Origin of the sequence: Mesorhizobium sp. M8A.F.Ca.ET.208.01.1.1 (genome assembly GCF_004791315.1) — a bacterium.
In the GTDB taxonomy this organism is placed as follows: Bacteria; Pseudomonadota; Alphaproteobacteria; order Rhizobiales; family Rhizobiaceae; genus Mesorhizobium.
On record NZ_SRUT01000002.1, the window covers coordinates 1,001,988 to 1,028,274 of the forward strand.

The window sequence follows — 26,287 nt, forward strand, 5'->3', positions numbered from 1 at the left end:
CATGCGCTAATGTACTGATGGCTAAAGAGGATATCCTTGTAGCAGCTTGAAGCAACGGGCGTATCATCAGGCGGGTTTCCAAAGCGTGCTACCGCCGGCAACGGCCCAATCCGCCAGGCCACTCCAGCGGTCACGGCAACGCCCCGCATGCATGCCGGCAAACGGGGCGTCGTAATGGTTTTGCTTATCACCCTGAGGGTGCGGAGGGATCGACTAGAACCCGCCCACGTCGAACTGGAGGCGCTTTGCCGAGTCGATCGACTTGTGGCCCCGCACCTGCTCCAGCACCTTTTCCGGGAACGGCGCGTCGAGATAGAGCAGGGCGATGGCGTCGCCACCCGGCCGATTGCGGCCAAGCTGGAAGTTGGCGATGTTGACGCCATTCTCGCCACAGACAGTACCGAGCAGGCCGATGATGCCGGGCGCGTCGGCATTGGTCGTGTAGAGCATGTGCTGGCCGACCTCGGCGTCGAGGTTGATGCCCTTGATCTGGATGAAGCGCGGCTTGCCGTCGGAGAAGCAGGTGCCGGCGATCGAGCGGGTCCTGTGCTCGGTCTTGACCGTCAGCTTGATATAGCCGTCGAAGACGCCCGATTTGTCGCGCTTGACCTCGGCGACGATGATGCCGCGCTCTTTCACCATGATCGGCGCCGAGACCATGTTGACGTCGGCGACCTGCGGCCTGATCAGCCCGGCCAGGGCAGCGCTGATCAGCGCGCGCGTGTTCATCGTCGCGGTCGAGCCGTCGAACAGGATCTCGACCTCGGTGATCGGATCCTCGGTCACCTGGCCGACGAAGGCGCCGAGCACTTCGGCGAGCTTGACGAACGGCTTCAGCCGTGGCGCCTCTTCCGCCGTGATCGACGGCATGTTTATGGCGTTGGAGACTGCACCCTTGATCAGGTAGTCGGCCATCTGCTCGGCGACCTGCAGCGCGACATTCTCCTGCGCTTCCGCCGTCGAGGCGCCGAGATGCGGCGTCGCCACCACGTTCTCCATGCCGAACAGCGTATTCTGCTCCGCCGGTTCGACCTCGAACACGTCGATACCGGCGCCCGCCACTTTGCCGCTCTTCAGCGCCGCGACGAGGTCGGCTTCGACCACCAGCCCGCCACGGGCGCAGTTTATGATGCGCACGCCGTTCTTCATCTTGGCGATGGCGGCCGCATCGATGATGTTGCGAGTCTTGTCGGTCAGCGGCGTGTGCAGCGTGATGAAGTCCGCACGGGCGAAGAGTTCGTCCAGTTCCACCTTGTCGACGCCGAGTTCCTCGGCCCGCTTGTCCGACAGGAACGGGTCGAAGGCGACGACATGCATCTTCAGCCCGACGCCGCGTGTGGCGACGATCGAACCGATGTTGCCGCAGCCGATGACGCCGAGCGTCTTGCCGGTGATCTCGACGCCCATGAAGCGGTTCTTCTCCCATCTACCGGCATGGGTCGAAGCGTTGGCTTCCGGTATCTGGCGGGCGAGCGCGAAGATCATCGCCACGGCGTGTTCGGCCGTCGTGATCGAATTGCCGAAGGGCGTATTCATCACGATGATACCTTTGCGGCTTGCCGCCGGGATATCGACATTGTCGACGCCGATGCCGGCGCGGCCGATGACCTTGAGATTGGTGGCGGCGTTGATCAGCTTCTCGGTGACCTTGGTCGCCGAGCGGATGGCGAGGCCGTCGTACTGGCCGATCACTTCAAGCAGCTTTTCCTTGTCCTTGCCGAGGTCGGGCAGATAGTCGACCTCGACGCCGCGATCCTTGAAGATCTGCACGGCGGTGGGAGAGAGTTTGTCGGAAACGAGAACGCGGGGCGCCATGGCGGCCTCCTTGAAAATGGGATTGATCCGGGAACGGGCGGCCCTCGGGCCGCCGCGGAGTACCTCAGGCAGCCGCTTTCAGCGACGCCTTCTGGCTGGCAAAGGCCCAGTCGAGCCAGGGCAGCAGCGCTTCGAGATCGGAGGTCTCGACGGTTGCGCCGCACCAGATGCGCAATCCCGGCGGGGCATCGCGGTAGGAACCGATGTCGTAGGCGACGCCTTCCTTGTCGAGCGTCGAGACAAGCCCCTTGGCGAACGCCGCCTGCCCGTCAGCGTCGAGCGCCGCGATATCCGGATCGCTGAAGGACAGACAGACCGACGTGTTCGAGCGTGTCGCCGGCGCGACGGCGAGATGACCGAGCCAGGATGAGCTTTCCACGAACCGGTCGAGCACGGCGGCATTGGCATCCGCCCTGGCAATCAGCGCATCGAGGCCACCGATCGACTTCGCCCAGTTCAACGCATCGAGATAGTCCTCGACGCAAAGCATCGATGGCGTGTTGATGGTTTCGCCCTTGAAGATGCCTTCGATCAGCTTGCCGCCCGAGGTCAGGCGGAAGATTTTCGGCAACGGCCATGAAGGCTTGTAGCTCTCCAGCCGCGCGACGGCACGTGGCGACAGGATCAGCATGCCATGCGCGCCCTCGCCGCCCAGCACCTTCTGCCAGGAGAAGGTCACGACATCGAGCTTCTCGAAGTCCAGCCTTTGCGCGAAGGCGGCCGACGTCGCGTCGCAGATGGTCAGGCCCTTGCGATCGGCTGGGATGAAATCACCGTTCGGCACGCGCACGCCCGACGTGGTGCCGTTCCAGGTGAAGACAACGTCGCGGTCGAAATCGATCTTGGCCAGATCCGGCAATTCGCCGTAGCCGGCCTCGATCTTGCGCACATCGGCGAGCTTCAACTGCTTGACCACGTCGGTCACCCAGCCGGAGCCAAAGCTTTCCCAGGCGACCATGTCGACGCCGCGTTCGCCGAGCAGCGACCACAGCGCCATCTCGACGGCACCAGTGTCCGATGCCGGCACGATGCCGATGCGATAGTCCGCCGGAACTTGCAGGATTTCGCGCGTCAGCTCGATCGCCTGTTCGAGCTTGGTCTTGCCGATCTTGGCGCGGTGGGAGCGGCCGAGCGCAGCGGATTTCAGCGCCTCGACCGACCAGCCGGGACGTTTTGCGCAGGGACCTGAGGAAAAATTGGGATTTACCGGACGGAATCCGGGCTTCGTATGCGTCGTCATCGTGGTCTATCCTTCCAGATAGTGGCCCCTCGTTGGGGAGGGGTGGCCCACGGACGGCGATATGCGTTCAGGCCTCGGGCGTCAAGAGGAAAGTTTTTGTCGCTGCCGGGATACCAAATGCATGTCGCCCAAAAGTGCCCGGCGGTTTTGGGTCGACGACATGCATCAAACAAGAATGTCCGTGATCAGGATCGCGTGATTTCAAATGCAGACGGCGGACCGCAGGGATCCGCCGCCGAAATGCTGATCTGTGCGGGACCTACCAGAGATCGTAGCGCAGCCCCAGCTTGACCTGGTGATTGCTGATTCCCTTGTGGACCGGGAAGGAGGTCAGGCTTTCGGCCGTCACATATTCGGCGTCGGGGGCCGAGAAATACTGATAACCGAGATCGACGGAAACGTTCTTGGAAACCTGATAGGCAAGGCCGGCATTCAACGTATAGGCGAAGGAATACTGTGTCTTGTTGTCCTGCAGGTTGAAACTGTTGGCGGGGACATTGTTATCCGTGTAAGTCGCCGAAAGCGTGTGCCTGCTGCGGACAACACCGATGCCGGCGCCGAGATAGGGCGTGATTCCGACATATGTGCCGAGATCGACATAGCCATTGAGTATCCCCGAGAAGGCATAGTTCTTCAGCGATCCCGATCCCTGGGTCGACAATGTCGGCAGCGTGACGACCGCTGAATCGTCATAGCTGAAGCTGACGTCGTTACCGGGCAAATAGCCGAGGTTGAGATCGGCGCGCAGATAGTCGGTGAAATGATAGCCGAAACCGATGCTCGCGAAGGCCGCTTTGTTGCTCTCGCTAAAGTTTTCGTTGTTGATCGCCGACGGGAAGGTGAAATCCCCGTTTTTGAAGCTCTTTTGCACCAGATAGGAGACGTCGCCGCGCAGATACCATCCGGAGCCGACCTCGACCGGCACATAGTCCGGCGCCTGGTCGACATAGACCGGAGGATCGTAATCGGCGGCGAGCGCCGATGTCAGTGGCAAGAGGCCAAATTCGGCAAGCGCCAACGCAATACGCGATATGAGTGTCATGGTCCCCGACTCCCGATTTGGCGACACCTGCGATCACGCAGGCAGCCATCGTTTCAAGGAGCATTGTTAACCATAGTGGTTAAGTGCCGGTTAAGGCTAACAGAGCGTTAGCTAATTGATTTCGAACGGACTCACCCCGGATCATCTCAAACGAAAACCGCCCGGCTGATGCCGGGCGGTCGACGAATTCTTGGAACTTCTAGACGATTACTTGGTGTAGATCGGCTCGGGTTCGGGCTGATAGGCAACCGGTACGCTGCACCCGTTGTTACCGCCAAACTGATAGCGCAAGCCACCGCGCACTTCGTTGGTGTTGAAGCCGTGATCGAAGCCCGGCCCGGCGCCCGGCGTGGCGCCGCTTGGACCATACTCGAACATGCGACCGCCCTGAATATGGGAGAAACGGTATCCAGCATCGAGGATGACTTTGTCGGTCAGACAGTAGGAGGCGCCGGCCATGACCGCGTAGGCGAAGCGCCAGCTGGATGTTCCGGGGTTGGACTCGGTCGTGTTCGGATCGTAGACAGTATCCCACTTGACGCGCGCACCGCCGATGCCGGCGCCGACATAGGGCGTGATGCCATGCCAGGTGCCAATATCGACATACGCATTGGCCAGCAGCAGCAAGGCGCTCATCTTCGACACTTCGGTGGAGGTCGTGGTGAGATCCGAGGTGGCGCCGTTGAAGTTCGACTTGAACCAATAATCGGCGGTCAGGTCGGTGCGGAAGTGTTCATTGATCTTGTAGCCGACGCCGCCGCCGAGCGAGAAGCCGCCCTTGAGCTTGCCGTAGTCGAAGCTCTTGCTGCCGGCGACCCCGACGGGAGGTCCGCACGGGCAGGGCGCGGCCCCATAGGTGACGTAGTCGATGTCACCCACCTTCGACTTGTGATAGTCGAGGTCGCCGCGGATATACCATCCGCCGACATCGACAGGCTGCTCATAGACCGGCGGTGGCGCTTCCTCGACCTGCGGTTCGGGCAGATCAGCTGCGAGTACCGGCCAGGCCAAGCCCGCGAACAGCAGCGCGAACAGGGCCTTTCTTGCTGTATTGAACATGCTTGTCACCCCTAGAAACCCTCGGAACGGCGATCGTGTCCGAATGAAATTGGCTTTCAGGCGTGGATAATGAATTGCAAAAGTTAAAAGGCGTTTAACCTTGTCGATTAACCACGAATCTCTAAAATCCAGGAGATCTGGCGATGATTTCGACAGAATGAACCGGTTCTCCGACCAACAAAAAGCCCGCCGGCGGCGGGCTTCGATGCAAGCAAGGCGGCGGCGCCTTCCGGCGGGCGAATGTCAGGCGGCGCTGCGGGTTTCCGAGATGACCCCGACGATGTCGTTGACGACGGCCTCGACCAGTTGCGGATCGTCGCCCTCGGCCATGACACGGATCAGCGGCTCGGTGCCGGATGGGCGGATGACCAGCCGCCCGGCCTTGCCGAGACGGTGACGGGCGTCTTCGATCGCGGCCTTGACCAGGGCCTCCTCCAGCGGCTTGCCGCCGGCGATGCGAACGTTCTTCAACAGTTGCGGCACCGGCTCGAACTTCTTCGACAGTTCGCTGACCGGGCGGCCCTGCCGCTTGATGCAGGCCAGCACCTGCAGCGCCGAGACCAGACCGTCGCCGGTGGTCGAAAAGTCGGACAGCACGATGTGACCCGACTGCTCGCCGCCGACATTGAGCCCATGCGCGCGCATATGCTCCACGACATAGCGGTCGCCGACCTTGGTGCGGTGCAATTGCAGCTTCATGTCGCCGAGAAAGCGTTCAAGGCCGAGATTGGACATGACGGTCGAAACGACGCCACCGCCGGCCAGCCGCCCGCTCTGGTGCCAGGATTCGGCAATCAGCGCCATGATCTGGTCGCCGTCGACGATGGCCCCGTTCTCGTCGACGATGACGACGCGGTCGGCATCGCCGTCGAGCGCGATGCCGATGTCGGCGCGCACTTCATGCACCTTCTTCTGCAGCCCGGCCGGATGGGTCGAACCGCATTCCCTGTTGATGTTGAAGCCGTTGGGCTCGACATTGATGGCCACGACCTCGGCGCCAAGCTCCCACAGCGCCTCTGGCGCCACCTTGTAGGCCGCGCCATTGGCGCAGTCGACGACGATCCTGAGACCCGAAAGCGACATCGAGCGCGGCAAGGTGCGCTTGGCGAATTCGATGTAGCGGTCGTGCACGCCATCGACGCGCTTGGCGCGGCCAAGCCCGTCGGAATCGGCGAGCGCCAGTTCGATGTCCTTGTCGAGCATGCTCTCAATGCGTTCTTCGATCTCGTCGGAGAGCTTGTAGCCGTCCGGGCCGAACAGCTTGATGCCGTTGTCGTAATAGGGATTGTGCGAAGCCGAGATCATGACGCCGATATCGGCGCGCAGCGAACGCACCAGCATGGCCACCGCCGGCGTCGGGATCGGGCCGAGCAGGAACACGTCCATGCCGGCGGCGCAAAGGCCGGCCACCATCGCGTTCTCGATCATGTAGCCGGAAAGCCTGGTGTCCTTGCCGAGCACGACACGATGGCGATGGCTGCCGCGCTGGAACGAAAGGCCGGCGGCCATGCCGACCCGCATGGCGATTTCCGCGGTCATCGGAAACTTGTTGGCGCGCCCGCGAATGCCGTCCGTGCCGAAGTAATTCCCTGCCATGCTAGCCAGTATCCCTGATTGTCCTTAGCCGGCACCTCATGCCACAATTGGCCGTCGTGCCCCGATCACATTGTGTGATTATATGTTACCAATCCTTAGAAAATCATTGTTGTGCACTGCACACAACCTGGTGGCGTCCTGTTACCGAGCCACCGTTGCGCCACAATATACCAGTTTTGCGAGCCATCGAGCGCGGATGCACCCCGAGAATTCTTAGCTCGGCGGCCGTAAGGTCAAATGATTTCATCACCTTGTCGTTAGAAGGCGATTTCCGGCGATATATAAGCCACCTGGCATCTGGCGCAACCGACCGTTGAGCGTTATTGATTCGCTGGGACGTATAATGGGCTTCAGCCACGGAGAAACGCTATGCTCATCCACCGAATTGCCACTCTCACCGGCCTCGCGGTCGCGACGTTGCTGCTGGCCGCGCCAGCCAACGCGCTGACGATGGCCGAGTGCAGCACGAAGTATAACGCCGCCAAGGACGCGGGGACGCTTGCGGGGGCGACCTGGAACCAGTTCCGCAAGGCGCAATGCGGTACCGACGCCGCGGCCACCACCGAAACCAAGGCTGCCACCACCAAGGCGACTGAAACCAAGCCGGCCAAGACCACCAAGGCTGCGGCCGCGGCTGCCGACAGCCCGGCCAAGGGCCTGACCGCCAAGGAATGCAGCACCAAGTACCAGGCGGCCAAGGCCGCCGGCACGCTGAACGGCATGAAGTGGAACGACTTCCGCAAGGCTGAATGTGCCGCTGGTGCATCCGCTGCCGCCGACACCAAACCGGCGACCACCAAGGCGGCGGCAGCTCCGGCCGCTGCTTCTGGCAAGGGTCTGAGCATGGCAGAATGCAGCACCAAGTACCAGGCCGCCAAGACGGCGAACACCCTGAAGGGCATGAAGTGGAACGACTTCCGCAAGGCTGAATGCGGCGCCAGCGCGTCCGACGACGACACCGTGCCCGCCCCGAGCGAGGCCAGTTACACCAAGGAGCCGGCAAAGCCGACGACGGTTGCGCCCAAGGGCGTCACCTTCCCGTCCGCGATCTCGGCGAAGTATGCCAGCGAAACTCCCGGAAAGGGTCGCATGCATACCTGCCTCGACCAGTACTATGTCCTCAAGGACGCCAACGCGCTCGGCGGCCTGAAGTGGATCCAGAAGGGCGGCGGCTTCTACAGCCTCTGCAATGCCAAGCTGAAGGGCTGATCGCGTAGCCATAGTCTCCAAACAAAGGCCCGCGCATCGCAAGATGCGCGGGCCTTTTTGTTGCGCGCGAAGACGCCTGCGGCTTTGCACGCATGTCACGGGGGCTGCCGGCATCATCAATTCGCCTACACTGCCCCCGCCAGGCTCATCGATAATCCGCAAAGATTCCGGTTGAACATACAAAGAACAAAACGTATACAAAAGGACGTCAAGCTTATTATCAACCAGGAGGGTCTTATGCACAGTTTGAAATTGGCGGTATTGGCTGCGACCGCATTTGTTGCTTGGAGCGTCGCCCCTGCAAGCGCACTGACGATGAAGGAATGCGGCGAGAATTATCGGACAGCCAAGGAAGGCGGCGCTCTGAACGGCATGGACTGGGCCGCTTTCCGCAAAGAGAAATGCGCGACGTCCGCCGCCGAGAGTGTCAGCGCGGATACGGTCGAAACCACGCCGCAGCCGAAAAAGGAAACCAGCGCGGCGGTCGCCCCAACTGTAGCGCCGGTGGGCGTGACATTCCCGACCAGCCTCGCCGCCGAGTTCAAGACCGAAAAGCCCGCGAAGGCGCGGATGAAGACCTGCCTGCAGGGTTACCACGGCAACAAGGAGGCGGGTACGTTGAACGGCCTTCGCTGGGTCCAGAAGGGCGGCGGTTATTACAGCCTTTGCAATGCGCGGCTGAAAGCTGAATCATAAAAGTCGAATACGGCGGATAAAGCGGTTCACAGTTTTTCACGCAGACGTTGAGCCGTGATCCTCGGGCTTGTCCCGAGGATCTGCTGTCGGGCGACATCTGGGCGCCGGGTATGAGTTGGAAACCGCCAACTGCGTTTGCAGGTCATCGGAACAAGCCCGAGGGGTGACGCTCCAACGTACGTCCGGCGCGCCCCTTGAGTTCTGGAGCAATTTCCAGGAAAAGTGCGTAGCGGTTTTCCGTCCGGAATTGCGTGAAAACAAAGAGTTAGAGCGGGTTAGCGATTATCAAACGCTGAACCGCTCTAGCCCTGCGGTTGCGGCTCCATGCCGCCTTCGGGCTCGGGACCCTTCTTGCGGCGGCCTCCGGACTTCGGAACGGCCGAGCCACGGCTCGGCGGTGTGTCGTCGCCAAGGTCGCGCGAGGGCTTCTGCCCTGCGATCAACTGCTTGATCTCCTCGCCGGACAGTGTCTCGTATTCGAGCAGGCCTTGCGCCAGCGCGATCCATTCCTTCTTCTTCTTGGTCAGCACCGACTTCGCCGTCGAATAGGCGTCGTCGATCAGCCGGCGCACTTCCGCATCGATGATCTGCGCCGTCTCTTCCGAGATGTTTTGCGTGCGCGCCACCGAATGGCCAAGGAAGACCTCTTCCTGGTTATCGCCATAGGCGACATGGCCGAGCTTGTCGGAGAAGCCCCAGCGCGTGACCATGGCGCGCGCCAGCTTGGTCGCCTGCTCGATGTCGGAGGAGGCACCCGACGTGATGTTCTCCTTGCCGAACTTGAACTCCTCGGCGACGCGGCCGCCCATCATGATGGCGAGGCGCGAGACCATGTATTTGTAGCTCATGGAGTAGCGGTCGCCTTCCGGCAACTGCATGACCATGCCGAGCGCGCGGCCGCGCGGGATGATGGTTGCCTTGTGCAGCGGATCGGCCGACGGCACGTTGAGCGCCAGGATGGCGTGGCCGGCCTCGTGATAGGCGGTCAGCTCCTTCTCGGCCTGGGTCATGGCCGACGAGCGGCGCTCGGCGCCCATCATGATCTTGTCCTTGGCGTCCTCGAACTCGGCCATGGTGACGAGGCGCTTGTTGCGCCGCGCGGCCATCAGCGCGGATTCGTTGACAAGGTTCATCAGGTCGGCGCCGGAGAAGCCGGGCGTACCACGAGCGACGACCTTGAGGTCGACATTGGGCGCCAGCGGCACGTTGCGCACATGCACCTTGAGGATCTTCTCGCGGCCGACGATGTCGGGGTTGGGCACCACCACCTGGCGGTCGAAACGGCCGGGACGCAGCAACGCCGGATCGAGCACGTCGGGCCGGTTGGTGGCGGCGATCAGGATGATGCTTTCGTTGGATTCGAAGCCGTCCATCTCGACCAGCAACTGGTTCAGCGTCTGCTCGCGCTCGTCATTGCCGCCGCCGAGACCGGCACCGCGATGGCGGCCGACGGCGTCGATTTCGTCGATGAAGATGATGCAGGGCGCATTCTTCTTGGCCTGGTCGAACATGTCACGGACGCGGCTGGCGCCGACGCCGACGAACATCTCGACGAAATCCGAACCTGAAATGGTGAAGAACGGCACGTTGGCTTCGCCGGCGACCGAGCGGGCAAGCAGCGTCTTGCCGGTGCCGGGAGGACCGACCAGCAGCACGCCGCGCGGAATCTTGCCGCCGAGGCGCTGGAACTTCTGCGGATCGCGCAGGAACTCGACGATCTCTTCAAGATCTTCCTTGGCTTCGTCGACGCCGGCGACGTCCTGGAAGGTGACGCGGCCATGCGCCTCGGTCAGGAGCTTGGCCTTCGACTTGCCGAAGCCCATGGCGCGCCCGGAGCCGGACTGCATCTGGCGCATGAAGAATATCCACACGCCGAGGATGAGGATCATCGGCAGCCACGAGATCAGGTAGCCGAACAGCGAATTGGAACCGTCGGTCTCGGGCCGCGCATTGATGGTGACGTTCTTGTCCTGCAGCCGCGAGACCAGTTGGGGATCGCCGGGCGAATAGGTCTGGAAGCCGCTGGAATTGTCGGTGTAGGTGCCGGTGATGCGGGCACCCGCGATGGTCACCGTCTTGACCCGGCCGGCCGCGACATCCTGCAGGAACTGCGAATAAGGCACATCGCTCGAAGCCCCGCGCGTCTGCGGCGTCTGGAACAGATTGAAGAGGGCGATGAGCAGGACCGCTATGATCGCCCAGAGCGCGAGGTTGCGATAGTTCGGATTCATCAATTGTCCCGTTGGTGTCCGCGAGCGGACAGCATCATGAGAGGAAACTTGGGCCTAACATAGGGAGAGCGTCCCCCCTTGCCAAGCAGAACAGCATGTCTGGGTTAAGCTTTCGCGCAGCATCAACCGGCACTGTGGCCGGCGAATGGCAAGGCGGGAAACGGCGCCGCGCCGATCAACCCGGCGACGGCGCGCGCCGGGGCCAGATCGAAGGACGGCAGGAAGCGGGCGAAGGGAGCAACGACTGGCGAGGCCGCAAACCCTTGCGATGTCGGCCAATCAGGCGCCGAACCGGCCTTTTCGACGGCTTGCAGCAGGCCTGGTTCAGCCGCCAATGCCGCGCGCATCAGGCTTGGCGGGGTTTCGCCCCGGCCTACAGCCAGCCGCTTCGCCGCCAACGCCCCGAATGGGGCGATCAACAATGCGCCGCTGGCGTCGTGCAATGTGATTTGGCGGCGGCCATCCCAGATGGTGGCGTCGACCGTTGCCGCTGCCGCCGGCAAGCCCCGCATTTCCCGGCGCAGGAAGATGCCGGCGCGCCGGAAGTCGATCACCGTCCGCGACAATGTGGCGCAAAGAAACCCCGCCTTCAGCCGGGCGAACAACGCCTCGCTGCGAGCCTGGTCCGGCAGGAAGGCAATCCCGCCTGTCGTCGCCAGGAGAATGCGCAGCGCGTAGACGGCCGCCTGGTCGTCGCCGGCGCTGAGCAGGGCCGGGTCGAGCCGGACGAGACCCGTCGCCGGCCGGCTGGCAAAGCGCTCGACCAGAGAGGCGGCCTTGGCGCCAAGCCGCATGCGGGCGCCGGCCGCCTGTGCCGCCAACGCCAGCGCGTCGTTCATGCGCTGTGCGCCGGCCTCCCCGGCAAGGGCCGCGCGCATGCGCGGCCGCTCGAAGGCTTCATCGGCATTGGTCGGGTCCTCGGCCCAGCCGACCTGTTGGCGGTGCAGGAAATCGCGCAGCACAGAGCGCCGGACGCCAAGAAGCGGTCGCACGATCCAGTCGCGCCAGTCATGCAAGGTGGCGGGCGCCATGCCGGCAAGGCCCCGTCCTTCATCGCGGCCCGCATCGTTGCGATCGCGCCGCATCAGCACCGTCTCGGCCTGGTCGTCCGATGTATGTCCGGTCACGATCAGGCCGATGCCCTCCGCCCGGGCGGCGCTGGCGAGCAGCCGGTAGCGCGCCTCGCGCGCTGCCGCAGGCAGGCCGGTCGATGGTTTTTCTCCCGACCAGGCGAGGATGCGGTGGGCGATGCCGCGCTCCGCGCAAAGCTGCGCCACGGCCTGCGCCTCACCAGCCGAACCCTGCCGCAAGCCGTGATCGACCGTGATCGCGAGCAGCCTCGTGGACGGCGCGGTATTGTCGAGATGCTGTTTGAGAAGAAGAAGGAGCGCGATCGAGTCGCTGCCGCCTGATACGGCCGCAACGGCGCCGTTGGTAAAATCGATATGCGAAAAAAGTCTCGTCGAAAACTCAGGCCCGGTGTCGAGCATCAATGCATTCGTCCAAAAGTCCCCGGTTTGGGACTGCGACATCCCCGGGAAAGATCAGCACGCAGCCAGGGCCTTCTCCTGCTTGACGCGTTCCTTGAGTGTGCTGGAAATATCGGGATAGCGCTTGCCGACCTCGCTGAAGGTGGCGCAGGCGACATCATGCTGCTTGAGGCCGACCAGCGACACACCGAGCTTCAACAGCATGTCGGGTGCCTTCTTGGCCTTGGGATAGTCCTTGCTGGCAGCGAGGAAGACTTCCGCCGCATCGCGGTATTTCTGCTGGCCAAGCAGCGATTCCCCCAGCCAGTAATGCGCGTCCGCCGTCTTGGCGTCTTTGGGGAAGCGGGAGATATGGTCGCGGAAACCCTGTTCGGCGGTGCCGTAGTCGCCCGACAGGATGAACTGGTAGGAGTTGCGGTAGAGCTCTTCGGGATTGTTGGTGGCGGGCAGCGCCGCGACCTGCGTGCCGCCGGACTTGCCAGCCTTGGCAGGTGCGCTGGCGGCAGGTGCGGTGTCCTGTGCCGGCGCGGTTGCCTGCGTGCTGCCGCCGGCATCGATCACATTGCCGTTCTTGTCGACGGTGATGGACCCAAAAGTCTTTTCGGGCGCTCCCTTGCCGGGGATCAGCTTGCCGGGGTCACCGTCGGGCGATTCGACGATGACGTCCTCGACCGTCTTGCCGCCTGTGGATTGATCGCCGCCGGGCGCGGCGCCGGCATCAGCCGGCGCCTGGGTTGCCGGGGCCGAGGCCACGTCGGTGTTGGTTCCGGTGGTGGCATCTGATTTCTTCTGCGCCGGCGGTTGTCCGCCTTGCGAGCCCCCTTCCAGCTGCTGGAAACGGAACTCGTTGTCTTCCTGCTGTTTGCGGATCTGCTCCTGCATCTGCAAGATCTGGAAATTGAGTTCCTCGACCTTGCCGGTCAGCTGCCGCAGTTGGTCCTCGAGCCCGGTCACGCCGACGCCGCTCGACTGCGCGAGCTGGACTTGATCCTGCTTTTTCTTCTCACCGAAAAGGCTGGGCAACTCAAGTGTCGGCAGATGGAACGAAAACCCGCTCTCGGTTGATTGCCCCGAACCGCTCGCCAAAGCGGTTACGCCTGATAGGAGCAGCAGCGCAAGCGTGCCGCTCAGAACCGATCTCAAATGCATGTGCCTCTCGCCGTCCAATCGTTAGCTTGTTCGCGCCTTCCAATCGATGTGAGACCAGCCAAGCGCCCTCGGCTCATAGCAGGGCGCGAGACTTCGGCCAAATTTTGTTTCGGGCCCCAGGATATGAAAAAGGCGGCCGGGAGGCCGCCTTTCGCAGAGGTGTGTTGTATTTTTGCCGATCAGGAACCGGCGCCGCTGAGCGTGGTGACGGCCCGGCGATTCTGCGACCAGCAGGAGATGTCATCGCACACGGCGACCGGACGTTCCTTGCCGTAGGAAATCGTCTTGAGGCGGCTGGCCGAAACGCCCTTGGAAACCAGGAAGTCGCGGGTGGCGGCGGCACGACGGGCACCGAGCGCCAGATTGTATTCGCGCGTTCCGCGTTCGTCGGCATGGCCTTCGACGACGATGGCATACTGCTTGTACTGGTTCAGCCACTGCGCCTGGCGCGAAAGCGTCGTCTGCGCGTCGGCCCGGATCGAGGTCGAGTCCGTATCGAAGAAGATGCGGTCGCCGATGTTGACGGTGAAGTCCTGCGCCGAGCCGGGCGTTGCGGCACCTGCGCCGTTGAGACCAAGATCGGCCGCGTTGTTCGGCGTCTTCTTCGAGGCGCAACCGGCGACGGCGAGCATCGCCACCAGCGCGATCATGACCGGGTTTCTGGTAAGTGCTGCGATACGGCCCATGCCGCCTCTCCTTCGTATTCGAGTGATTTCGTTGATCACCCAGTAACCACGTTTGGGTTAACCGGCATTCAAGAAACACGGTTAAAATTTGGTTTAGGCCGCCCGTCCGCAGCCGTTTGTCGTAAGCCACAGTTGGCGCGGACCCTAGGCGGAAATGCGGCCAAAACGCGACGAAGGCGTGGAAAAGGGGGAATGTAAGGGGAATTGAAGAGTTGGAGAACTGGAGAATTGAAGAAGGATGTTCACCTTAACTTCTCTCTGAGGTTCACCAGCATTCCGTACACATGGGCATACGATTGTAGCCACTCGTCCCGTTGCGCCTGTGAGATGTATTCGAGGTCGAATGCGTATGAAATCCACGTCTCGACTTCACTGCACGATCCCATGGCCATCGAAACGAACCGGGCGAATTCGGCTTTGGAGTGGGTCTGTTTGGCAAACCCCTCGGCCAGATTGGCGCAAATCCCTTTGCTGGAACGCCGCAGCTGATCGGCCAGCGCGTATTGCTCTATTTTGGGGAAAGCGAGCGTGGCCTTGTGAACCGTAAGAGAGACCATGTAAGCGCGCTTGTAGACCTCCAGATCCTTTGCTCGCTTTACGTAGCCTTCTGCTTTCTCCATCTCTTCAATTCTTCAATTCGCCAATTCCCGTATTATTCCAGCAGCGGTGACCAGGCCGGATCAGAAGCAAAATTCGCGGTCGGGATCGGCTGCTCGTTGCGGCCGGTGAGATCGACGGAAACCAGCTTCGGGCCGCCATTGGAGTCGCGGAAGAACATCAGCACGCGGCCGTTCGGCGCCCAGGTCGGGCCTTCCTGCTGGAAGCCGGACGACAGGATGCGCTCGCCAGAGCCGTCGGTCTTCATGACGCCGATCTGAAATTCGCCGCCGCTCTGCTTGGTGAAGGCGATGAGGTCGCCGCGCGGCGACCACACCGGCGTCGAATAGACGCCGTCGCCGAAGGAGATGCGGGTCTGGCCCGAGCCGTCGGCGCCCATGACGTAGATCTGCGCGCGGCCGCCACGGTCGGAAGTGAACACCACCTTGCTGCCGTCGGGCGAATAGGAGGGCGAGGTGTCGATGGCGGTCGAGTTGGTCAGACGCGTGGTCGAACGGCTGCGCAGGTCCATCGCGAAGATGTTGGAATTGCCGTCGTCGCGCAGCAGGCTCATGATCACCTTCTGGCCGTCGGGCGAGAAGCGCGGCGCGAACGTCATGCCGGGAAAATTGCCGACCAGTTCGCGCTGCCCGGTCTCGATCTGCAAGAGATAGACCCGCGGCTGGCCGCTCTCATAGGACATGTAGGTGATTTCCTGCCGGTTCGGCGAGAAGCGCGGCGTCAGCACGATCGACCGCCCATCCGAGAGGTAGCGGATGTTGGCGCCGTCCTGGTCCATGATGGCGAGACGCTTCTTGCGCGCGTTCTTGGCGCCGGACTCGTCAATGAAGACGACGCGCGTGTCGAAATAGCCCTTCTCGCCGGTCAGCCGCTCATAGATGGCATCGGCGATGATATGAGCGACGCGGCGCTGATTGGCGTCGTTGGCGAAGAACTGCTCGCCGGCCATCTGCTGGCCCGCGAATGTATCCCACAGCCGGTACTGGGCGCGGATGCGGCCGTCTGCTTCCTTGCTGACGCTTCCGGTGACCAGCGCTTGCGCGTTGATCACCTTCCAGTCGTCGAAGCGGGGGGTTGCGTCCGGATTGGCGATCTTCTCGATGAAGGCGCTCTTGTCGATCGGCGCGAACAGGCCGGAGCGCTTCAAATCGGCGGTGACGATCTGTGAGATCTGAGCGCCAAGCGCATCGCCACCCTGGAAATCCGTGATGGCGATCGGCAGCGGCTCGACATTGCCCTTGTTGACGTTGAGTTCGACCAGCGCCCACGCAGGCATCGGAACGACGGCCGTCATGCCCAGCGCCATCGCTGCAATCGTCAGGAGCGGCTTGAGGAAAGATCGCATATCTTCTCGCTTCTCTTCTTTGATTGGGTGGACGCCCGGCCTAGAGGCCAAGCATTTCCCTTGGATCGAAGGTGACCCGGATGTCGTTCCAGATGTCCTGTTTGCCGGCGGGAACCTGCAGGCCGGCCACGTCGCATTTCTGAACCGCGCGCACCGCGCTTTCGTCAAATTGCCGGTTGCCGCTCGACTTTTCGACGGACGGGCGGCCGTCGAGCTTGCCCGAATTGTCCAGGTTGAAGCGGACCACGACGACGAAATTCTCCGAACCTTCAAGCCCGGCCGGCAATGTCCAGCAACCGCCCAACTGGCTTTCCAGGGCGCCCTGCTCCGACTTCGACAGCTTCTGGCCCTGATCCTTGTCACCACCGAGCGACGCCTGCTGGGTCGAGCGCTTGGCGCCACCGCCGGACGGCTTCTGCTTGTCGAGCAAGGCCGAAATCTCATTGGCGTTGAACTGCTTGTCGTCGGACTTCGGCTTGGACGAGGCTTCCTTGACCGGCTTGTCGGCATCCTTGCGTTCCGGCGCCTTGGCGCTTTCGGCCTGTGCCGGCTGCGGCTTTGGCCGCGCTTCCGGCGCGGGCGCCGAATTCGGCAATTTCGTCTCTTCGGTTGGCGGGTCCTTCGCTATGGCCTCGGCGACGGCGTCGGGCTTGACCTCGGGCGTCGGATCGATAGCGGCTGTCTTGTCCTGCGGCGGCGGGGTCGGCGCCGGCTTGGCCGGCGTCGGCTTGGGCTCGGTCTGCTTGACCGGCTCGGGCTTCACCTCTTCCTTGGGCGTCGGCGCTGGCGCCACTTCCGTCGCCGGAGTGGGCTTGGGCTTTTCCTGCGGCTTCGGAACGTCCTCGGTCTTCGGGATTTCCTTCGGGGTCGGCGCGGGTGGCGGCGCCGAGGTCGTGTCGACGGGTTTTGGTTTGGCTTCCGGCGTTATCGGCTTGTCGGTGTCGACGCTGTTTTCGCCGACCTTCTGCGCGTTGGGTACGATATCGGGACGCTGCGTCGGCAGCGGCGCCGGCTTTTCATGCATCACGGCCTTCTTGTCGCCCTGCAGCGTCTGCGCGATGGCTTCCATCGGCACGATGTCGACCGCGACCGACTCCACGTCGGCGGACGGAAGCGCGGCCGGCGCCGACAGGGTGAACAGGCCGAAGGCCAGCACCGCCGTATGCAAGATCACCGATGTGGTGAGGCCGGTCCTCATCGTGAGTCTATTGATCCTGTTCCTGCAGTGAAACCAGGCCGATGTTCTTGTAGCCAGCGGCCGAGATGCGAGCCATGACCTTCATGGCCGTGCCATAGTCGGTCGACTTGTCGCCACGGATGAAGATGCGCTCTTCATAACCGGTCTTCGAGATAGCCTGCAGTTTGGCCACCAGCTCCTCGATCGGAATCTCGGTTTCCTGCAGGAAAATCTTGCCGGTCGCATCGATCGAGACGGTGATCGGCTGGGTGTCGGCATTCATCGCCTTGGCCTGGGTGTCCGGCAGGTCGATCGGCACGCCGACCGTCAGCATCGGTGCCGCGACCATGAAGATGATCAAGAGCACCAGCATCACGTCGACCATCGGCGTGACGTTGATCTCCGACATCAGCGCATGGTGACGGCCGCGCCGCCGGTGGCCGCGCCCGCCGCGCCCTCCCATGCCTACGGACATACCCATCTCGTTACTCCTCAGGCCTTAGGCGCGACTTTTTCATCGATTTGGCGCGAGAGTATGGCGGAGAACTCATCCGAGAACCCCTCCATGCGCACGGCGATCTTGCTCGCATCCGATGACAGCTTGTTATAGGCGATGACCGCCGGAATCGCGGCGAGCAGGCCGATGGCTGTCGCCAGCAGCGCCTCGGCGATGCCGGGCGCGACCACCGCGAGGCTGGTGTTCTTGGAGCCGGCGATGGCCTGGAACGAGGTCATGATGCCGATGACGGTGCCGAACAGGCCGATGAAAGGTGCCGCGGATCCGGTGGTGGCGAGGAAGCCGAGGCGCCCCTCCAGCTTCTCCATCTCGCGGGTCAGCGCCAGGTCCATGGCCTTGTCGATGCGGGTCTGCAGGCCGAGCGGCGACTTGGCGCCTTTTTCGAAACTCTTCTTCCATTCGCGCATGGCGGCGACGAAAATGGCGCCCATGCCTGTCGTCTTGCGGTCGGCGAGCGTGCGGTAGAGCTCCTCCAGCGACTGCCCGGACCAGAAAACCTGCTCGAAGCGGTTCAGCGCCAGCCGCATGCGGCCATAGGCGACCAGCTTGTCGACGATGATCGCCCAGGTCCACACCGAAGCGCAGAGCAGCCCGATCATGACCAGCTTGACCACCCAGCTGGCCTGCATGAACAAGGCCCAAATCGACAATTGCGCGCCCGGTTCGGCGAGTGCGATATTTTCCATCGTTACGTCCTTAAGATTTTCCGGGCGAAGCTGGCGGCTGGCCCATGGCATCCCTTGTGGTCGGTTCGCACGAAGCTACCGGACACCCCAAACCGTGCCGTTAGCGGCCTTTTCGGGGCAAATATTGGTGAAAGGAAGGCGCTGGATAACGCCAATCTTCACCAGTCTCTTCATGAACCGTTATGGTTAAGGATGGGTTAGTGTATAAGGCGCGGCGCATTGCCGCGCCTGGGTATCGCAGGCCGGCATCACCTGAATATCAGCCGACCCGTGGCATGAACGCCGCCACCCATTCCCTGGGAAAGCGCCTCGGCCGGCCGTTCTCGCCGATGATCGCCGCCTCGACCTTGGCCTCGACCAGCACCTCGTCGCCCCGCTTGAGCTGCTGTGCCATGAAGATTCGCGCACCGGAAATGGCATCGGTGCGGGTGTCTACGGTCAGGATGTCGTCGATGCGAGCGGGAATGCGGAAGTCGATCTCCATGCGGCGTACCACCCATGCGATCTTCTCGCCATGCTTGCCTTCGGCGAGTTCGGTGTGGTGCACGCCGGTGAGCCGGAGATAGTCGGAGCGGCCGCGCTCGAGGAATTCGAGATAGCGCGCGTGGTAGACGACGCCCGAAAAATCGGTGTCGGCGTAATAGACCCGCGCCATCAACCGGTGGCCGAACTCGGTCAGCGCGCCGGAAAGCCCAGCCAGCAATGCCGCGGATTCACCATGATCGCCCATTGCGCTTCCCTTTTGGATGCCGACGCGGCAGGTATTTTTGGCGCATGAACCCGATGGCACTGTTGACGACGATGATCAAGACCTTGATGGCAGTCGTGCTAGCGCTGGCGGCTTCTACACTTTCGGCTGAAGCGGCCACCTTCTCGATGAAGCGCGGTCTCAATCTCGACCAGTGGGTCACCTGGCCCGGCGAGGATCGGTGGGGTGATGCCAAGGCCATCCTGCCCTACCCGGAATGGCGAAAATTCCTTGGGGAAGACGACCTCAAGGCGTTGAAGGATGCCGGCTTCGATTTCCTGCGCATGCCGGTCGATCCGTCGCCTTTCCTCTCGGACAATACAACGGACCTGCGTGACCAACTCTATGCCAGCGTGCTGGACTCGGCGCGCATGATCAACCGAGCCGGGCTGAAGGTCATCGTCGACATGCACCTGATCCCGGCCGGCGGCAGCCGCAAGATCGGCATGGGTGAGGTGATGGACGATCCCGCGACCTTCGACCGCTACGTCGAGATGGTTCGCGGCATGGCGCGCACGCTGGCGGACGAAGAGCCCGAAAAGGTCGCTTTCGAACCGATGAACGAGCCGATCGTCGATTGCGACAGCGACGGCACCAGCCTGTGGCCCGGCCGCCAGCGCGAACTGTTCGCCGCGGCGCGCGCCTCGGCGACGAAGCTGACGCTGGTCCTGACCGGAGCCTGCTATTCCGCCGCCTCGTCGCTGGGGAGGATCGACCCGAGGACCATCCCCGACGACAACATCATCTGGACCTTCCACTCCTACGATCCATTCCTGCTCACCCATCAGGGCGCGACCTGGGCCGGCGACTTTATCCCCTACGTGACCGGCCTGCCCTATCCGTTGACCGCGGTTCCCAAGGCGCAGCTCGACGTCACGCTCGACACCATCCGCGCCCGGATTAAGGCCGAGGCGCCGTGGACACGGCAGAGCGGCCTGCTTGCCTATCTCGACGAGCAGGTCGCCAGCATGGACAGCCCCGACAAGCTGCTTGGCCTGATGGATGCGCCGTTCAAGACCGTCGAGACGTGGGCGAAGGCCAACGGCATCAAGCCGCAAGACATCACCCTGGGCGAGTTCGGCATGATCCGCCAGGAATATGGCAATGCCTATGTGATGCCGGCGGAGTATCGGGCCGCCTATGTCAAGGATATGATCGCGCGAGCCGAAGCGCACGGCTTCTCATGGTCGCTGTGGAGCTATGGCGGCGCTTTCGGCGTCGTCGATGCGTTCAATGGCGACAAGGCCGAGCCAGACGTGATGGACGCAATCCGAAGCCTCCCCTGAAGTCCCGGTCAGCCGAGGTCGATCTGCAGGATTTCCGGACGCATGCCGAAACGGATGGGCAAATTGCTGAAGCCGAGCCCGCCCGAGACGATCAGGTTGCGGTCGTTCTCGATGACATGGCCATAGGCGTAGCGATTGCCGAACTGCGACGGCACGATAGGCGAATAGCCGAACAGCCGCACCTGGCCGCCATGGGTGTGTCCCGCTAGCGTCAGCGACACACGCGACGGCACTTTTGGAAAAATGTCCGGTTCGTGCGCCAGCAGGATGACAGGCGCGGCGTCGCTGATTTTGGCCAGCGTGCCGTCGAGATCGTCCAATCCCCTGGGACGCTCGGTGTTCTTTTTCCGCAATAGCGCCAACTGATCGGCGAGGCCGGCGATCCATACGCCATGTCCGTCCTTTTCCAGACGCACGGCGTCGTTCTCCAGAACCGGGATGCCGACCTTCTCCAATGCCTTGCGCGCGATCGTCGGACCAACTCCGGCACGCTGCGCGAAGCCATCGGCCCACCAGTCGTGATTGCCGAGGATCGACAGCACGCCGAGCGGTGCCTTGAGGCCCGACAGGGCGCCAGCCCATTCCGGCGGCGTGACCCTACGTGACGCCAGGCGCATGCCGGCGATGTAGTCACCGAGCAGAACGATCAGGTCCGGCTGCAACGCATTCGCCTCTTCGGCAAGCGAGGCAATCCGCTCCGGCGTCATCCAAGGCCGGCAGGCGTGGATGTCGGCAAGGGCGACGACGCGCAGCTTCAATCCATCAGGCCAATGCGGTGGCGTCAGCGCATAGCGCTTCACATGCGTCAGCAGCATCGGCTCGATGCCGACGGCGTAGGCGCTGAACGAGGCGACCGACAGCAGCGACCCGCCGATAAAGCGCATGAACCCGCGTCTGGTTATCATTGAGTGGCTCCGGCACCTCATTTCGGCATGCGCTGGTGCGTGTCGATCCTGATTTGGGCGGACGACATGCATGGAGGCAGCGAACCCGATACAATCCAGGAATACGCCGGTAAGCCGGCAAAGATGAGGAGAATTTGCGCAGGCCCGTTCACTGATGCTTGATCGCTGGTCCGGGAACCCGTGACTGATCGATTGCCCCGCTATTCTTCCTGGAACAGGCTGATCTGCTGCTGCGCCAGGTCCTTCGGCGCATCAAGGCCGAGATGGCGCCAGGCATTGGCGGTCAGCACGCGGCCACGCGGCGTGCGCTGGATGAAGCCCTGCTGGATCAGATAGGGCTCGATAATGTCCTCGATGGCGTCGCGCGGCTCGGACAAGCCCGCCGCGATCGTCTCGATTCCCACCGGCCCGCCGCCGAAATTGCGGGCGATCATGCTGAGATAGCGGCGGTCGAGCGCGTCGAGGCCGAGCGCATCGACTTCGAGCCGGGTCAAGGCCTCGTCGGCGATCAGGCGGTCGACATGGCCGTCGCCGGCGACCGAGGCGAAATCGCGCACGCGCCGCAACAGCCGCCCGGCAATGCGCGGCGTGCCGCGCGCGCGCCGGGCGATCTCGAGTGCACCGTCGTCGCCGAGCGGCATCTGCAGGATGCGGGCGCCGCGCCGCACGATCTGCTCCAACTCCTCGACCGTGTAGAAATTGAGCCGCACCGGGATGCCGAACCGGTCGCGCAGCGGATTGGTGAGCAGGCCGAGCCGCGTGGTGGCTGCCACCAGCGTGAAACGGGCAAGGTCGATCTTGACCGAACGCGCCGCCGGTCCCTCGCCGATGATCAGGTCGAGCTGGAAATCCTCCATCGCCGGATAGAGGATTTCCTCCACCGCCGGGTTGAGCCTGTGGATCTCGTCGATGAACAGCACATCGCCTTCTTCGAGATTGGTCAGCAGTGCCGCGAGATCGCCGGCCTTGGCGATGACCGGCCCGGAGGTCGAGCGGAAATTGACGCCGAGTTCGCGCGCCATGATCTGCGCCAGCGTCGTCTTGCCCAGCCCCGGCGGTCCGACGAACAGCACGTGGTCGAGCGCCTCCTTGCGGCCCTTGGCGGCCTCGATGAAGACTTTGAGGTTTGCCCGAACCGCCGCCTGGCCGACGAAATCGTCGAGCGTCTGCGGCCGCAAGGTCTGCTCGGCATCCTCGCCGCGTTTTTCCGGAGCAATGAGACGGGGGGAAAGGCTCATGGGGCCTTCCTCGCACAGGGTAGCGCCCCGGACAAGCGAAGGCTCACCGCGCCAGTTCCTTCAGCCCGAAACGGATCAGCTTGGAGGCATCGGCTCCCTCTCCTGCCGTCTTCAGCGCCGCCGATACCGCATTGGCGGCGGTGTCGCGGGAATAGCCGAGATTGACCAGCGCCGAGACGGCGTCGGTGATCGGCGCAGGCGCCACGCCTTCGCCGAGTTCCTGCTTCAGCCCGATCGTACCGGAGGCAGCGCCGGCATAGGCCGGTGCCTTGGCCTTCAATTCGGTGACGATGCGCTCGGCCACCTTCTTGCCGACGCCGGGCGCGCGGGAAACCATGGCGATGTCGCGCAGCGCGATCGCATTGGCGAGGTCGGCCGGCGCCAGCGTCGACAGTATGGCCAGCGCCACCTTGGCGCCGACACCCGGCACATTGTTCATCAGCAGCCGAAACCATTCGCGCTCGAGCTGCGACTGGAAACCATAGAGCCGGATCATGTCCTCGCGCACATAGGTCTCGATGAACAGCACCACCGCTTCGCCGGGCGAAGGCAGCGCGGCAAGCGTGCGGGTCGAGCAGTAAGCGACATAGCCGACGCCATGGATATCGACGAGACAATGGTCTTCGTCGATCTCATCGAGAGTGCCCTTGAGCTTGCCGATCATGCCAGATCTTTCATGGAAGATAGGCCCTCATGGGTGCGTTTCCGGAGAGATGATGTCGAGATCGGGGAAGTAACTGCGATACCGTGCTGCGTCTCGGGTCAAAAGACGATGTCCGGCAACGGTCGCATGAGCGCCAATAAAGAAATCAGGCAGAGTGCGCTCCCGAACACCGCCGGCCCGGCGATAGCGGGAATGCGTGACGCCCGCAAGGAATGCCGCGTCCCAAGGTACAAGTTCGCGATCCATCTCGAGCATGTCGACTGCTTTTCGAAGCGCCGTCTCCGTCGCGATCAGCGGCGCCAACTCGGACCAGACGATGGCATTGACGACCAATGCGCCGTCGCCTCGGCACAAGGTGATTTTAGACGCTGACCATTTTTTCAGAGGCCCAGTTGGCCCCCAAACATCGATCAGGACATTCGTGTCAATCAACGTCGAGATCTTCACGTGGGCCTCTCAACCACTCCATGTACTGGTCGCTGGTCATGCCTCCCAGATCCAATGTCCCCTCCATTTGGTCGAGAACATCGCTGAACCTGCGCAATTTCTCCTCCTCGGAGAGGTCCCCGTCGACGGCAACCAGCCGAACGTCCCCATTGGTGGCCACGAACTCCACCTCGGAGCCTGGGCCTATGCCCAGATGGTCCCTTATAGGTTTGGGGATCGTGACCTGCCCCTTGACGGTGACGCGCATGGTAATACCTCAAAGGTATTACCTACCCCATAGCCGTGAACAAGTCAAGAACATCACTAACCGGCGAGCGCCAGCCTATAGGCGGCACTTTGCCGGTGATGCGCGTGGCAAATCGCAATGGCCAGCGCGTCAGCGGCGTGTTCGGTGTCGAAGACCGCCTTCGGCAATAACACCTTCACCATCATGTGGATCTGCTTCTTGTCGCCGTGGCCGACGCCGATCACCGCCTTCTTCACCGCGTTTGGCGCATATTCGGCGACAACGAGGCCGGCGCGCGCCGGCACCAGCATGGCGATGCCGCGTGCCTGCCCGAGCTTCAGCGTCGCAACGGCGTCCTTGTTGACGAAGGTCTGTTCGACCGCGGCCTCATGCGGCATGGCCTGATGCAGGATTTCGGCGAGCCCGTCATGCAGTTGGCAGAGCCGCGTCGCCAGCGCCGCCTTGTCCTCGGAGCGTACGGTGCCCGAAGCGACGAAGCGCAACGAATTGCCGAGGCTCTCGATGATGCCCCAGCCGGTGCGCCTGAGCCCCGGATCGATACCGATGATGCGAATCGCGTCCCCCATGCCGTGAGTGTACCTCCGGCGGACAGCGATGCCAGCGAAAAGTGAACAAACCGGAAACGCCCACCCCGCCAACTGGGGAAGGCTTCGAAGTTTCTCAGTTGCGGGCGAAGGCGGTGTTGAGCAGGCTGATCTGGTCGGAGACCGGATTGGGCCGGCGAGCCACGGGCTGCGTGTCGACCATCGCGCCGGCGCCGTAGATCTCTTCGTCCATGCGGCGCACCAATGCCTGAAGGCGCAGCGACCGGTTGACGAGGTCGAGGAAATCGCTCGGCAGTTCGGCCCAGCCGGCCGCCTCGTCATGGGCGGAAGCGGTGTCGAGGCGCACCTTGGACTTTTCCGAAGCGACCTGGTCGCGGGTCATCTCGCCGGAATTCGCCGCGCGCTGCAAAAGCAGCCACGAGGCAACCTGCATCAGCCTGGTGGTCAGCCGCATCGACTCGGCCGCGTAGAGCGTGGCTGCCAGCCGCGACAGTTTCTTGGCCTCGGCCCGGCCCTTGCCGTCGAGATACTCCGCCGCCTGTTCGACCAGGCCCATGCCTTCCTGGTAAAGCGGTTTGAAGGAGTGCGAAAACACCCGGCGTTCCGCCAGCTTGACGGTTTTCACAACGCCTTTCGACGGCTCGTTCATTGATAACGCCCCTGCACTTGCAACCGGCCGATTCGGCTCTCTGCCGATACACCCGTGACCCTATAAAACTGAAGCTTGAAAATGCGCTTCGTCCGGGGTGAAGGCAAGCACATGTTTAACAGAAGGTTAACAGCGACCGGCGTCGCGGGAAGCCACCGGAATGCGGACAAAAAAAGAGCCGCGGATAAGGCGGCTCTCAGGAGTTTAACAGGGAGGCGTCAAACAAAGTGGCTCCAACCACTCGGTAAGAATCCAGATCACTGGATGCACATAGTAAACGCCTGTAAAGCTTAATGGACCCTTAACATCCCTGATATTTTTTGACCCTACACACTACTCCTGTGCCGTAACAGCACAGCCGCGCAGGCAAGGTTTCGACCTCACTCAGGCCTTTTTCCACACCACCGGCAAGGCGATGAAGGCGAACAGCAGCATGCCTGCGTAGAAGCCGATCGAAGATATCCCCAGCAACGGCTCGATCCCCGGATTTCCGGCAAGCAGTATATAAAGGCCGATCATGAGCCCGATGCCGCTGATCGCCGTCAGCCAGAAATGGACGAGGGCCAGCGTCTTTTGCCCGGCAGCCGGAAACAGGTGGTAAAAGAACGCGAAGACCGCCGACATAAGCCAGCCAGCCACCATCGTGTGGGCGTGGGTCGGCATCTGACCATGGTCTTCGCTGATCGCCATGTGAATGCCGAGTGCCATGCCGCACAGCGCGTAGATGATCGCCAGCGTGAAGAAATTCCGTGCTACCCCTTGCATATATTAGTCCCCCGAATTGCCTTTTCCCAAGTTGGGAATGAGTTGATCGTCAGGCAAGCGCTGCCGCCGCCGGACCTCCGCCGTCGGCACTAGCATCGGCATTGTTTCCGGACGATGTCACGCCCCCCGACAATGCCGACAATAGCAGAAAGCCGGGCGGCGCCTTCATCATATTAGCGACGCCTTTCGTTAGCCGGCGGCCTGAAACACAGCCGGTTTTTCCACGACATCGTCCCG

The 26,287-nt window shown here is 62.6% G+C and carries 26 protein-coding genes; 3 read left to right on the forward strand and 23 right to left on the reverse strand.

Going from position 1 to position 26,287, the window contains the following annotated elements:
* Nucleotides 1-213 precede the first annotated feature (213 nt).
* From serA to glmM, 5 genes are all read right to left on the reverse strand, one after another.
* Nucleotides 214-1,815 (reverse strand): phosphoglycerate dehydrogenase, encoded by a 1,602-nt coding sequence (gene serA / locus EN851_RS15415; RefSeq protein ID WP_127279677.1) that lies wholly within the window; start codon nt 1,813-1,815, stop codon nt 214-216.
* Nucleotides 1,816-1,879: 64 nt separating this feature from the next.
* The gene (locus EN851_RS15420; protein WP_127279678.1) at nt 1,880-3,055 is read right to left on the reverse strand and encodes a phosphoserine transaminase; all 1,176 of its coding nucleotides are present in this window, start codon (nt 3,053-3,055) and stop codon (nt 1,880-1,882) included.
* Between the two features lie 259 nt (nt 3,056-3,314).
* A complete protein-coding gene (locus tag EN851_RS15425) occupies nt 3,315-4,097 on the reverse strand; it encodes an outer membrane protein (RefSeq protein ID WP_135929542.1) in 783 nt (260 codons plus the stop codon).
* A 207-nt stretch (nt 4,098-4,304) separates the two neighbouring features.
* Nucleotides 4,305-5,156: an outer membrane protein gene (locus EN851_RS15430; RefSeq protein ID WP_135929543.1), complete on the reverse strand. Its 852-nt coding sequence runs from the start codon at nt 5,154-5,156 to the stop codon at nt 4,305-4,307.
* A gap of 243 nt (nt 5,157-5,399) precedes the next feature.
* Nucleotides 5,400-6,752, reverse strand: a complete 1,353-nt coding sequence (gene glmM / locus EN851_RS15435) for a phosphoglucosamine mutase (RefSeq protein ID WP_127279665.1) — start codon at nt 6,750-6,752, stop codon at nt 5,400-5,402.
* Between the two features lie 369 nt (nt 6,753-7,121).
* Between glmM and EN851_RS15440 the strand changes: the two genes are divergently transcribed.
* Entirely contained in the window at nt 7,122-7,961 is an 840-nt protein-coding gene (locus EN851_RS15440) for a hypothetical protein (RefSeq protein ID WP_135919929.1), read from the forward strand.
* Between the two features lie 237 nt (nt 7,962-8,198).
* On the forward strand, nt 8,199-8,657 hold the full coding sequence (locus EN851_RS15445) for a hypothetical protein (RefSeq protein ID WP_135929544.1): 459 nt from the start codon (nt 8,199-8,201) through the stop codon (nt 8,655-8,657).
* A 302-nt stretch (nt 8,658-8,959) separates the two neighbouring features.
* Here the strand turns inward: EN851_RS15445 and ftsH are convergent, their stop codons facing one another.
* The 10 genes from ftsH to ybgC form a co-directional block, all read right to left on the reverse strand.
* Nucleotides 8,960-10,888 carry an ATP-dependent zinc metalloprotease FtsH gene (ftsH, locus tag EN851_RS15450; RefSeq protein WP_127279662.1) on the reverse strand — a complete coding sequence of 643 codons (1,929 nt, stop codon included), beginning with the start codon at nt 10,886-10,888 and terminating at the stop codon, nt 8,960-8,962.
* 122 nt (nt 10,889-11,010) lie between these two features.
* Nucleotides 11,011-12,378 carry a tRNA lysidine(34) synthetase TilS gene (tilS, locus tag EN851_RS15455; protein ID WP_135929545.1) on the reverse strand — a complete coding sequence of 456 codons (1,368 nt, stop codon included), beginning with the start codon at nt 12,376-12,378 and terminating at the stop codon, nt 11,011-11,013.
* 54 nt (nt 12,379-12,432) lie between these two features.
* Nucleotides 12,433-13,527 (reverse strand): tol-pal system protein YbgF, encoded by a 1,095-nt coding sequence (ybgF, locus tag EN851_RS15460; RefSeq protein ID WP_127872127.1) that lies wholly within the window; start codon nt 13,525-13,527, stop codon nt 12,433-12,435.
* 179 nt (nt 13,528-13,706) lie between these two features.
* On the reverse strand, nt 13,707-14,213 hold the full coding sequence (gene pal, locus EN851_RS15465; RefSeq protein WP_127279987.1) for a peptidoglycan-associated lipoprotein Pal: 507 nt from the start codon (nt 14,211-14,213) through the stop codon (nt 13,707-13,709).
* A 242-nt stretch (nt 14,214-14,455) separates the two neighbouring features.
* On the reverse strand, nt 14,456-14,833 hold the full coding sequence (locus EN851_RS15470) for a four helix bundle protein (protein WP_127872128.1): 378 nt from the start codon (nt 14,831-14,833) through the stop codon (nt 14,456-14,458).
* A gap of 32 nt (nt 14,834-14,865) precedes the next feature.
* Nucleotides 14,866-16,176, reverse strand: coding sequence for a Tol-Pal system beta propeller repeat protein TolB (gene tolB, locus EN851_RS15475; protein WP_127872129.1), 1,311 nt, complete (start codon nt 16,174-16,176; stop codon nt 14,866-14,868).
* Between the two features lie 40 nt (nt 16,177-16,216).
* Nucleotides 16,217-17,374, reverse strand: a complete 1,158-nt coding sequence (locus EN851_RS15480; RefSeq protein WP_135929546.1) for a TonB family protein — start codon at nt 17,372-17,374, stop codon at nt 16,217-16,219.
* A gap of 7 nt (nt 17,375-17,381) precedes the next feature.
* Nucleotides 17,382-17,834: a protein TolR gene (gene tolR, locus EN851_RS15485; RefSeq protein WP_027141797.1), complete on the reverse strand. Its 453-nt coding sequence runs from the start codon at nt 17,832-17,834 to the stop codon at nt 17,382-17,384.
* A gap of 11 nt (nt 17,835-17,845) precedes the next feature.
* Complete coding sequence (gene tolQ / locus EN851_RS15490) at nt 17,846-18,556, reverse strand: protein TolQ (RefSeq protein WP_015315267.1); 711 nt, start codon at nt 18,554-18,556, stop codon at nt 17,846-17,848.
* Between the two features lie 259 nt (nt 18,557-18,815).
* Nucleotides 18,816-19,286: a tol-pal system-associated acyl-CoA thioesterase gene (ybgC, locus tag EN851_RS15495; protein WP_127280352.1), complete on the reverse strand. Its 471-nt coding sequence runs from the start codon at nt 19,284-19,286 to the stop codon at nt 18,816-18,818.
* 53 nt (nt 19,287-19,339) lie between these two features.
* Here ybgC and EN851_RS15500 point away from each other — a divergent pair, with 53 nt between their 5' ends.
* Complete coding sequence (locus tag EN851_RS15500; protein ID WP_127872172.1) at nt 19,340-20,590, forward strand: cellulase family glycosylhydrolase; 1,251 nt, start codon at nt 19,340-19,342, stop codon at nt 20,588-20,590.
* 8 nt (nt 20,591-20,598) lie between these two features.
* On the opposite strand, the gene EN851_RS15505 is transcribed toward EN851_RS15500, so the two are convergent.
* The 8 genes from EN851_RS15505 to EN851_RS15540 all read right to left on the reverse strand — a co-directional run bounded on the left by EN851_RS15505 (nt 20,599) and on the right by EN851_RS15540 (nt 26,050).
* Nucleotides 20,599-21,495: a metallophosphoesterase gene (locus EN851_RS15505; protein WP_127872131.1), complete on the reverse strand. Its 897-nt coding sequence runs from the start codon at nt 21,493-21,495 to the stop codon at nt 20,599-20,601.
* A gap of 200 nt (nt 21,496-21,695) precedes the next feature.
* Nucleotides 21,696-22,733, reverse strand: a complete 1,038-nt coding sequence (gene ruvB / locus EN851_RS15510) for a Holliday junction branch migration DNA helicase RuvB (protein WP_135882188.1) — start codon at nt 22,731-22,733, stop codon at nt 21,696-21,698.
* A 43-nt stretch (nt 22,734-22,776) separates the two neighbouring features.
* Nucleotides 22,777-23,397 carry a Holliday junction branch migration protein RuvA gene (gene ruvA / locus EN851_RS15515; RefSeq protein ID WP_127280068.1) on the reverse strand — a complete coding sequence of 207 codons (621 nt, stop codon included), beginning with the start codon at nt 23,395-23,397 and terminating at the stop codon, nt 22,777-22,779.
* Nucleotides 23,398-23,424: 27 nt separating this feature from the next.
* Entirely contained in the window at nt 23,425-23,844 is a 420-nt protein-coding gene (locus EN851_RS15520) for a type II toxin-antitoxin system VapC family toxin (RefSeq protein WP_127280067.1), read from the reverse strand.
* The gene (locus tag EN851_RS15525; RefSeq protein WP_127280066.1) at nt 23,822-24,091 is read right to left on the reverse strand and encodes an AbrB/MazE/SpoVT family DNA-binding domain-containing protein; all 270 of its coding nucleotides are present in this window, start codon (nt 24,089-24,091) and stop codon (nt 23,822-23,824) included. The genes EN851_RS15520 and EN851_RS15525 overlap by 23 nt, the downstream gene beginning before the upstream one ends.
* A 56-nt stretch (nt 24,092-24,147) precedes the next feature.
* Complete coding sequence (gene ruvC / locus EN851_RS15530) at nt 24,148-24,657, reverse strand: crossover junction endodeoxyribonuclease RuvC (RefSeq protein WP_127872133.1); 510 nt, start codon at nt 24,655-24,657, stop codon at nt 24,148-24,150.
* Between the two features lie 94 nt (nt 24,658-24,751).
* Nucleotides 24,752-25,285, reverse strand: coding sequence for a DUF1465 family protein (locus tag EN851_RS15535; protein WP_127872134.1), 534 nt, complete (start codon nt 25,283-25,285; stop codon nt 24,752-24,754).
* A 384-nt stretch (nt 25,286-25,669) separates the two neighbouring features.
* Nucleotides 25,670-26,050 (reverse strand): hypothetical protein, encoded by a 381-nt coding sequence (locus EN851_RS15540; protein ID WP_023771684.1) that lies wholly within the window; start codon nt 26,048-26,050, stop codon nt 25,670-25,672.
* Between the last annotated feature and the right edge of the window lie 237 nt (nt 26,051-26,287).

Coding starts and splice junctions, on each gene's coding strand:
- serA (WP_127279677.1), bottom strand. CDS start 1,815: ATGGCGCCCCGCGTTCTCGTTTCCGACAAACTCTCTCCCACCGCCGTG.
- EN851_RS15420 (WP_127279678.1), bottom strand. CDS start 3,055: ATGACGACGCATACGAAGCCCGGATTCCGTCCGGTAAATCCCAATTTT.
- EN851_RS15425 (WP_135929542.1), bottom strand. CDS start 4,097: ATGACACTCATATCGCGTATTGCGTTGGCGCTTGCCGAATTTGGCCTC.
- EN851_RS15430 (WP_135929543.1), bottom strand. CDS start 5,156: ATGTTCAATACAGCAAGAAAGGCCCTGTTCGCGCTGCTGTTCGCGGGC.
- glmM (WP_127279665.1), bottom strand. CDS start 6,752: ATGGCAGGGAATTACTTCGGCACGGACGGCATTCGCGGGCGCGCCAAC.
- EN851_RS15440 (WP_135919929.1), top strand. CDS start 7,122: ATGCTCATCCACCGAATTGCCACTCTCACCGGCCTCGCGGTCGCGACG.
- EN851_RS15445 (WP_135929544.1), top strand. CDS start 8,199: ATGCACAGTTTGAAATTGGCGGTATTGGCTGCGACCGCATTTGTTGCT.
- ftsH (WP_127279662.1), bottom strand. CDS start 10,888: ATGAATCCGAACTATCGCAACCTCGCGCTCTGGGCGATCATAGCGGTC.
- tilS (WP_135929545.1), bottom strand. CDS start 12,378: ATGCTCGACACCGGGCCTGAGTTTTCGACGAGACTTTTTTCGCATATC.
- ybgF (WP_127872127.1), bottom strand. CDS start 13,527: ATGCATTTGAGATCGGTTCTGAGCGGCACGCTTGCGCTGCTGCTCCTA.
- pal (WP_127279987.1), bottom strand. CDS start 14,213: ATGGGCCGTATCGCAGCACTTACCAGAAACCCGGTCATGATCGCGCTG.
- EN851_RS15470 (WP_127872128.1), bottom strand. CDS start 14,833: ATGGAGAAAGCAGAAGGCTACGTAAAGCGAGCAAAGGATCTGGAGGTC.
- tolB (WP_127872129.1), bottom strand. CDS start 16,176: ATGCGATCTTTCCTCAAGCCGCTCCTGACGATTGCAGCGATGGCGCTG.
- EN851_RS15480 (WP_135929546.1), bottom strand. CDS start 17,374: ATGAGGACCGGCCTCACCACATCGGTGATCTTGCATACGGCGGTGCTG.
- tolR (WP_027141797.1), bottom strand. CDS start 17,834: ATGGGTATGTCCGTAGGCATGGGAGGGCGCGGCGGGCGCGGCCACCGG.
- tolQ (WP_015315267.1), bottom strand. CDS start 18,556: ATGGAAAATATCGCACTCGCCGAACCGGGCGCGCAATTGTCGATTTGG.
- ybgC (WP_127280352.1), bottom strand. CDS start 19,286: ATGGGCGATCATGGTGAATCCGCGGCATTGCTGGCTGGGCTTTCCGGC.
- EN851_RS15500 (WP_127872172.1), top strand. CDS start 19,340: ATGGCACTGTTGACGACGATGATCAAGACCTTGATGGCAGTCGTGCTA.
- EN851_RS15505 (WP_127872131.1), bottom strand. CDS start 21,495: ATGATAACCAGACGCGGGTTCATGCGCTTTATCGGCGGGTCGCTGCTG.
- ruvB (WP_135882188.1), bottom strand. CDS start 22,733: ATGAGCCTTTCCCCCCGTCTCATTGCTCCGGAAAAACGCGGCGAGGAT.
- ruvA (WP_127280068.1), bottom strand. CDS start 23,397: ATGATCGGCAAGCTCAAGGGCACTCTCGATGAGATCGACGAAGACCAT.
- EN851_RS15525 (WP_127280066.1), bottom strand. CDS start 24,091: ATGCGCGTCACCGTCAAGGGGCAGGTCACGATCCCCAAACCTATAAGG.
- ruvC (WP_127872133.1), bottom strand. CDS start 24,657: ATGGGGGACGCGATTCGCATCATCGGTATCGATCCGGGGCTCAGGCGC.
- EN851_RS15535 (WP_127872134.1), bottom strand. CDS start 25,285: ATGAACGAGCCGTCGAAAGGCGTTGTGAAAACCGTCAAGCTGGCGGAA.
- EN851_RS15540 (WP_023771684.1), bottom strand. CDS start 26,050: ATGCAAGGGGTAGCACGGAATTTCTTCACGCTGGCGATCATCTACGCG.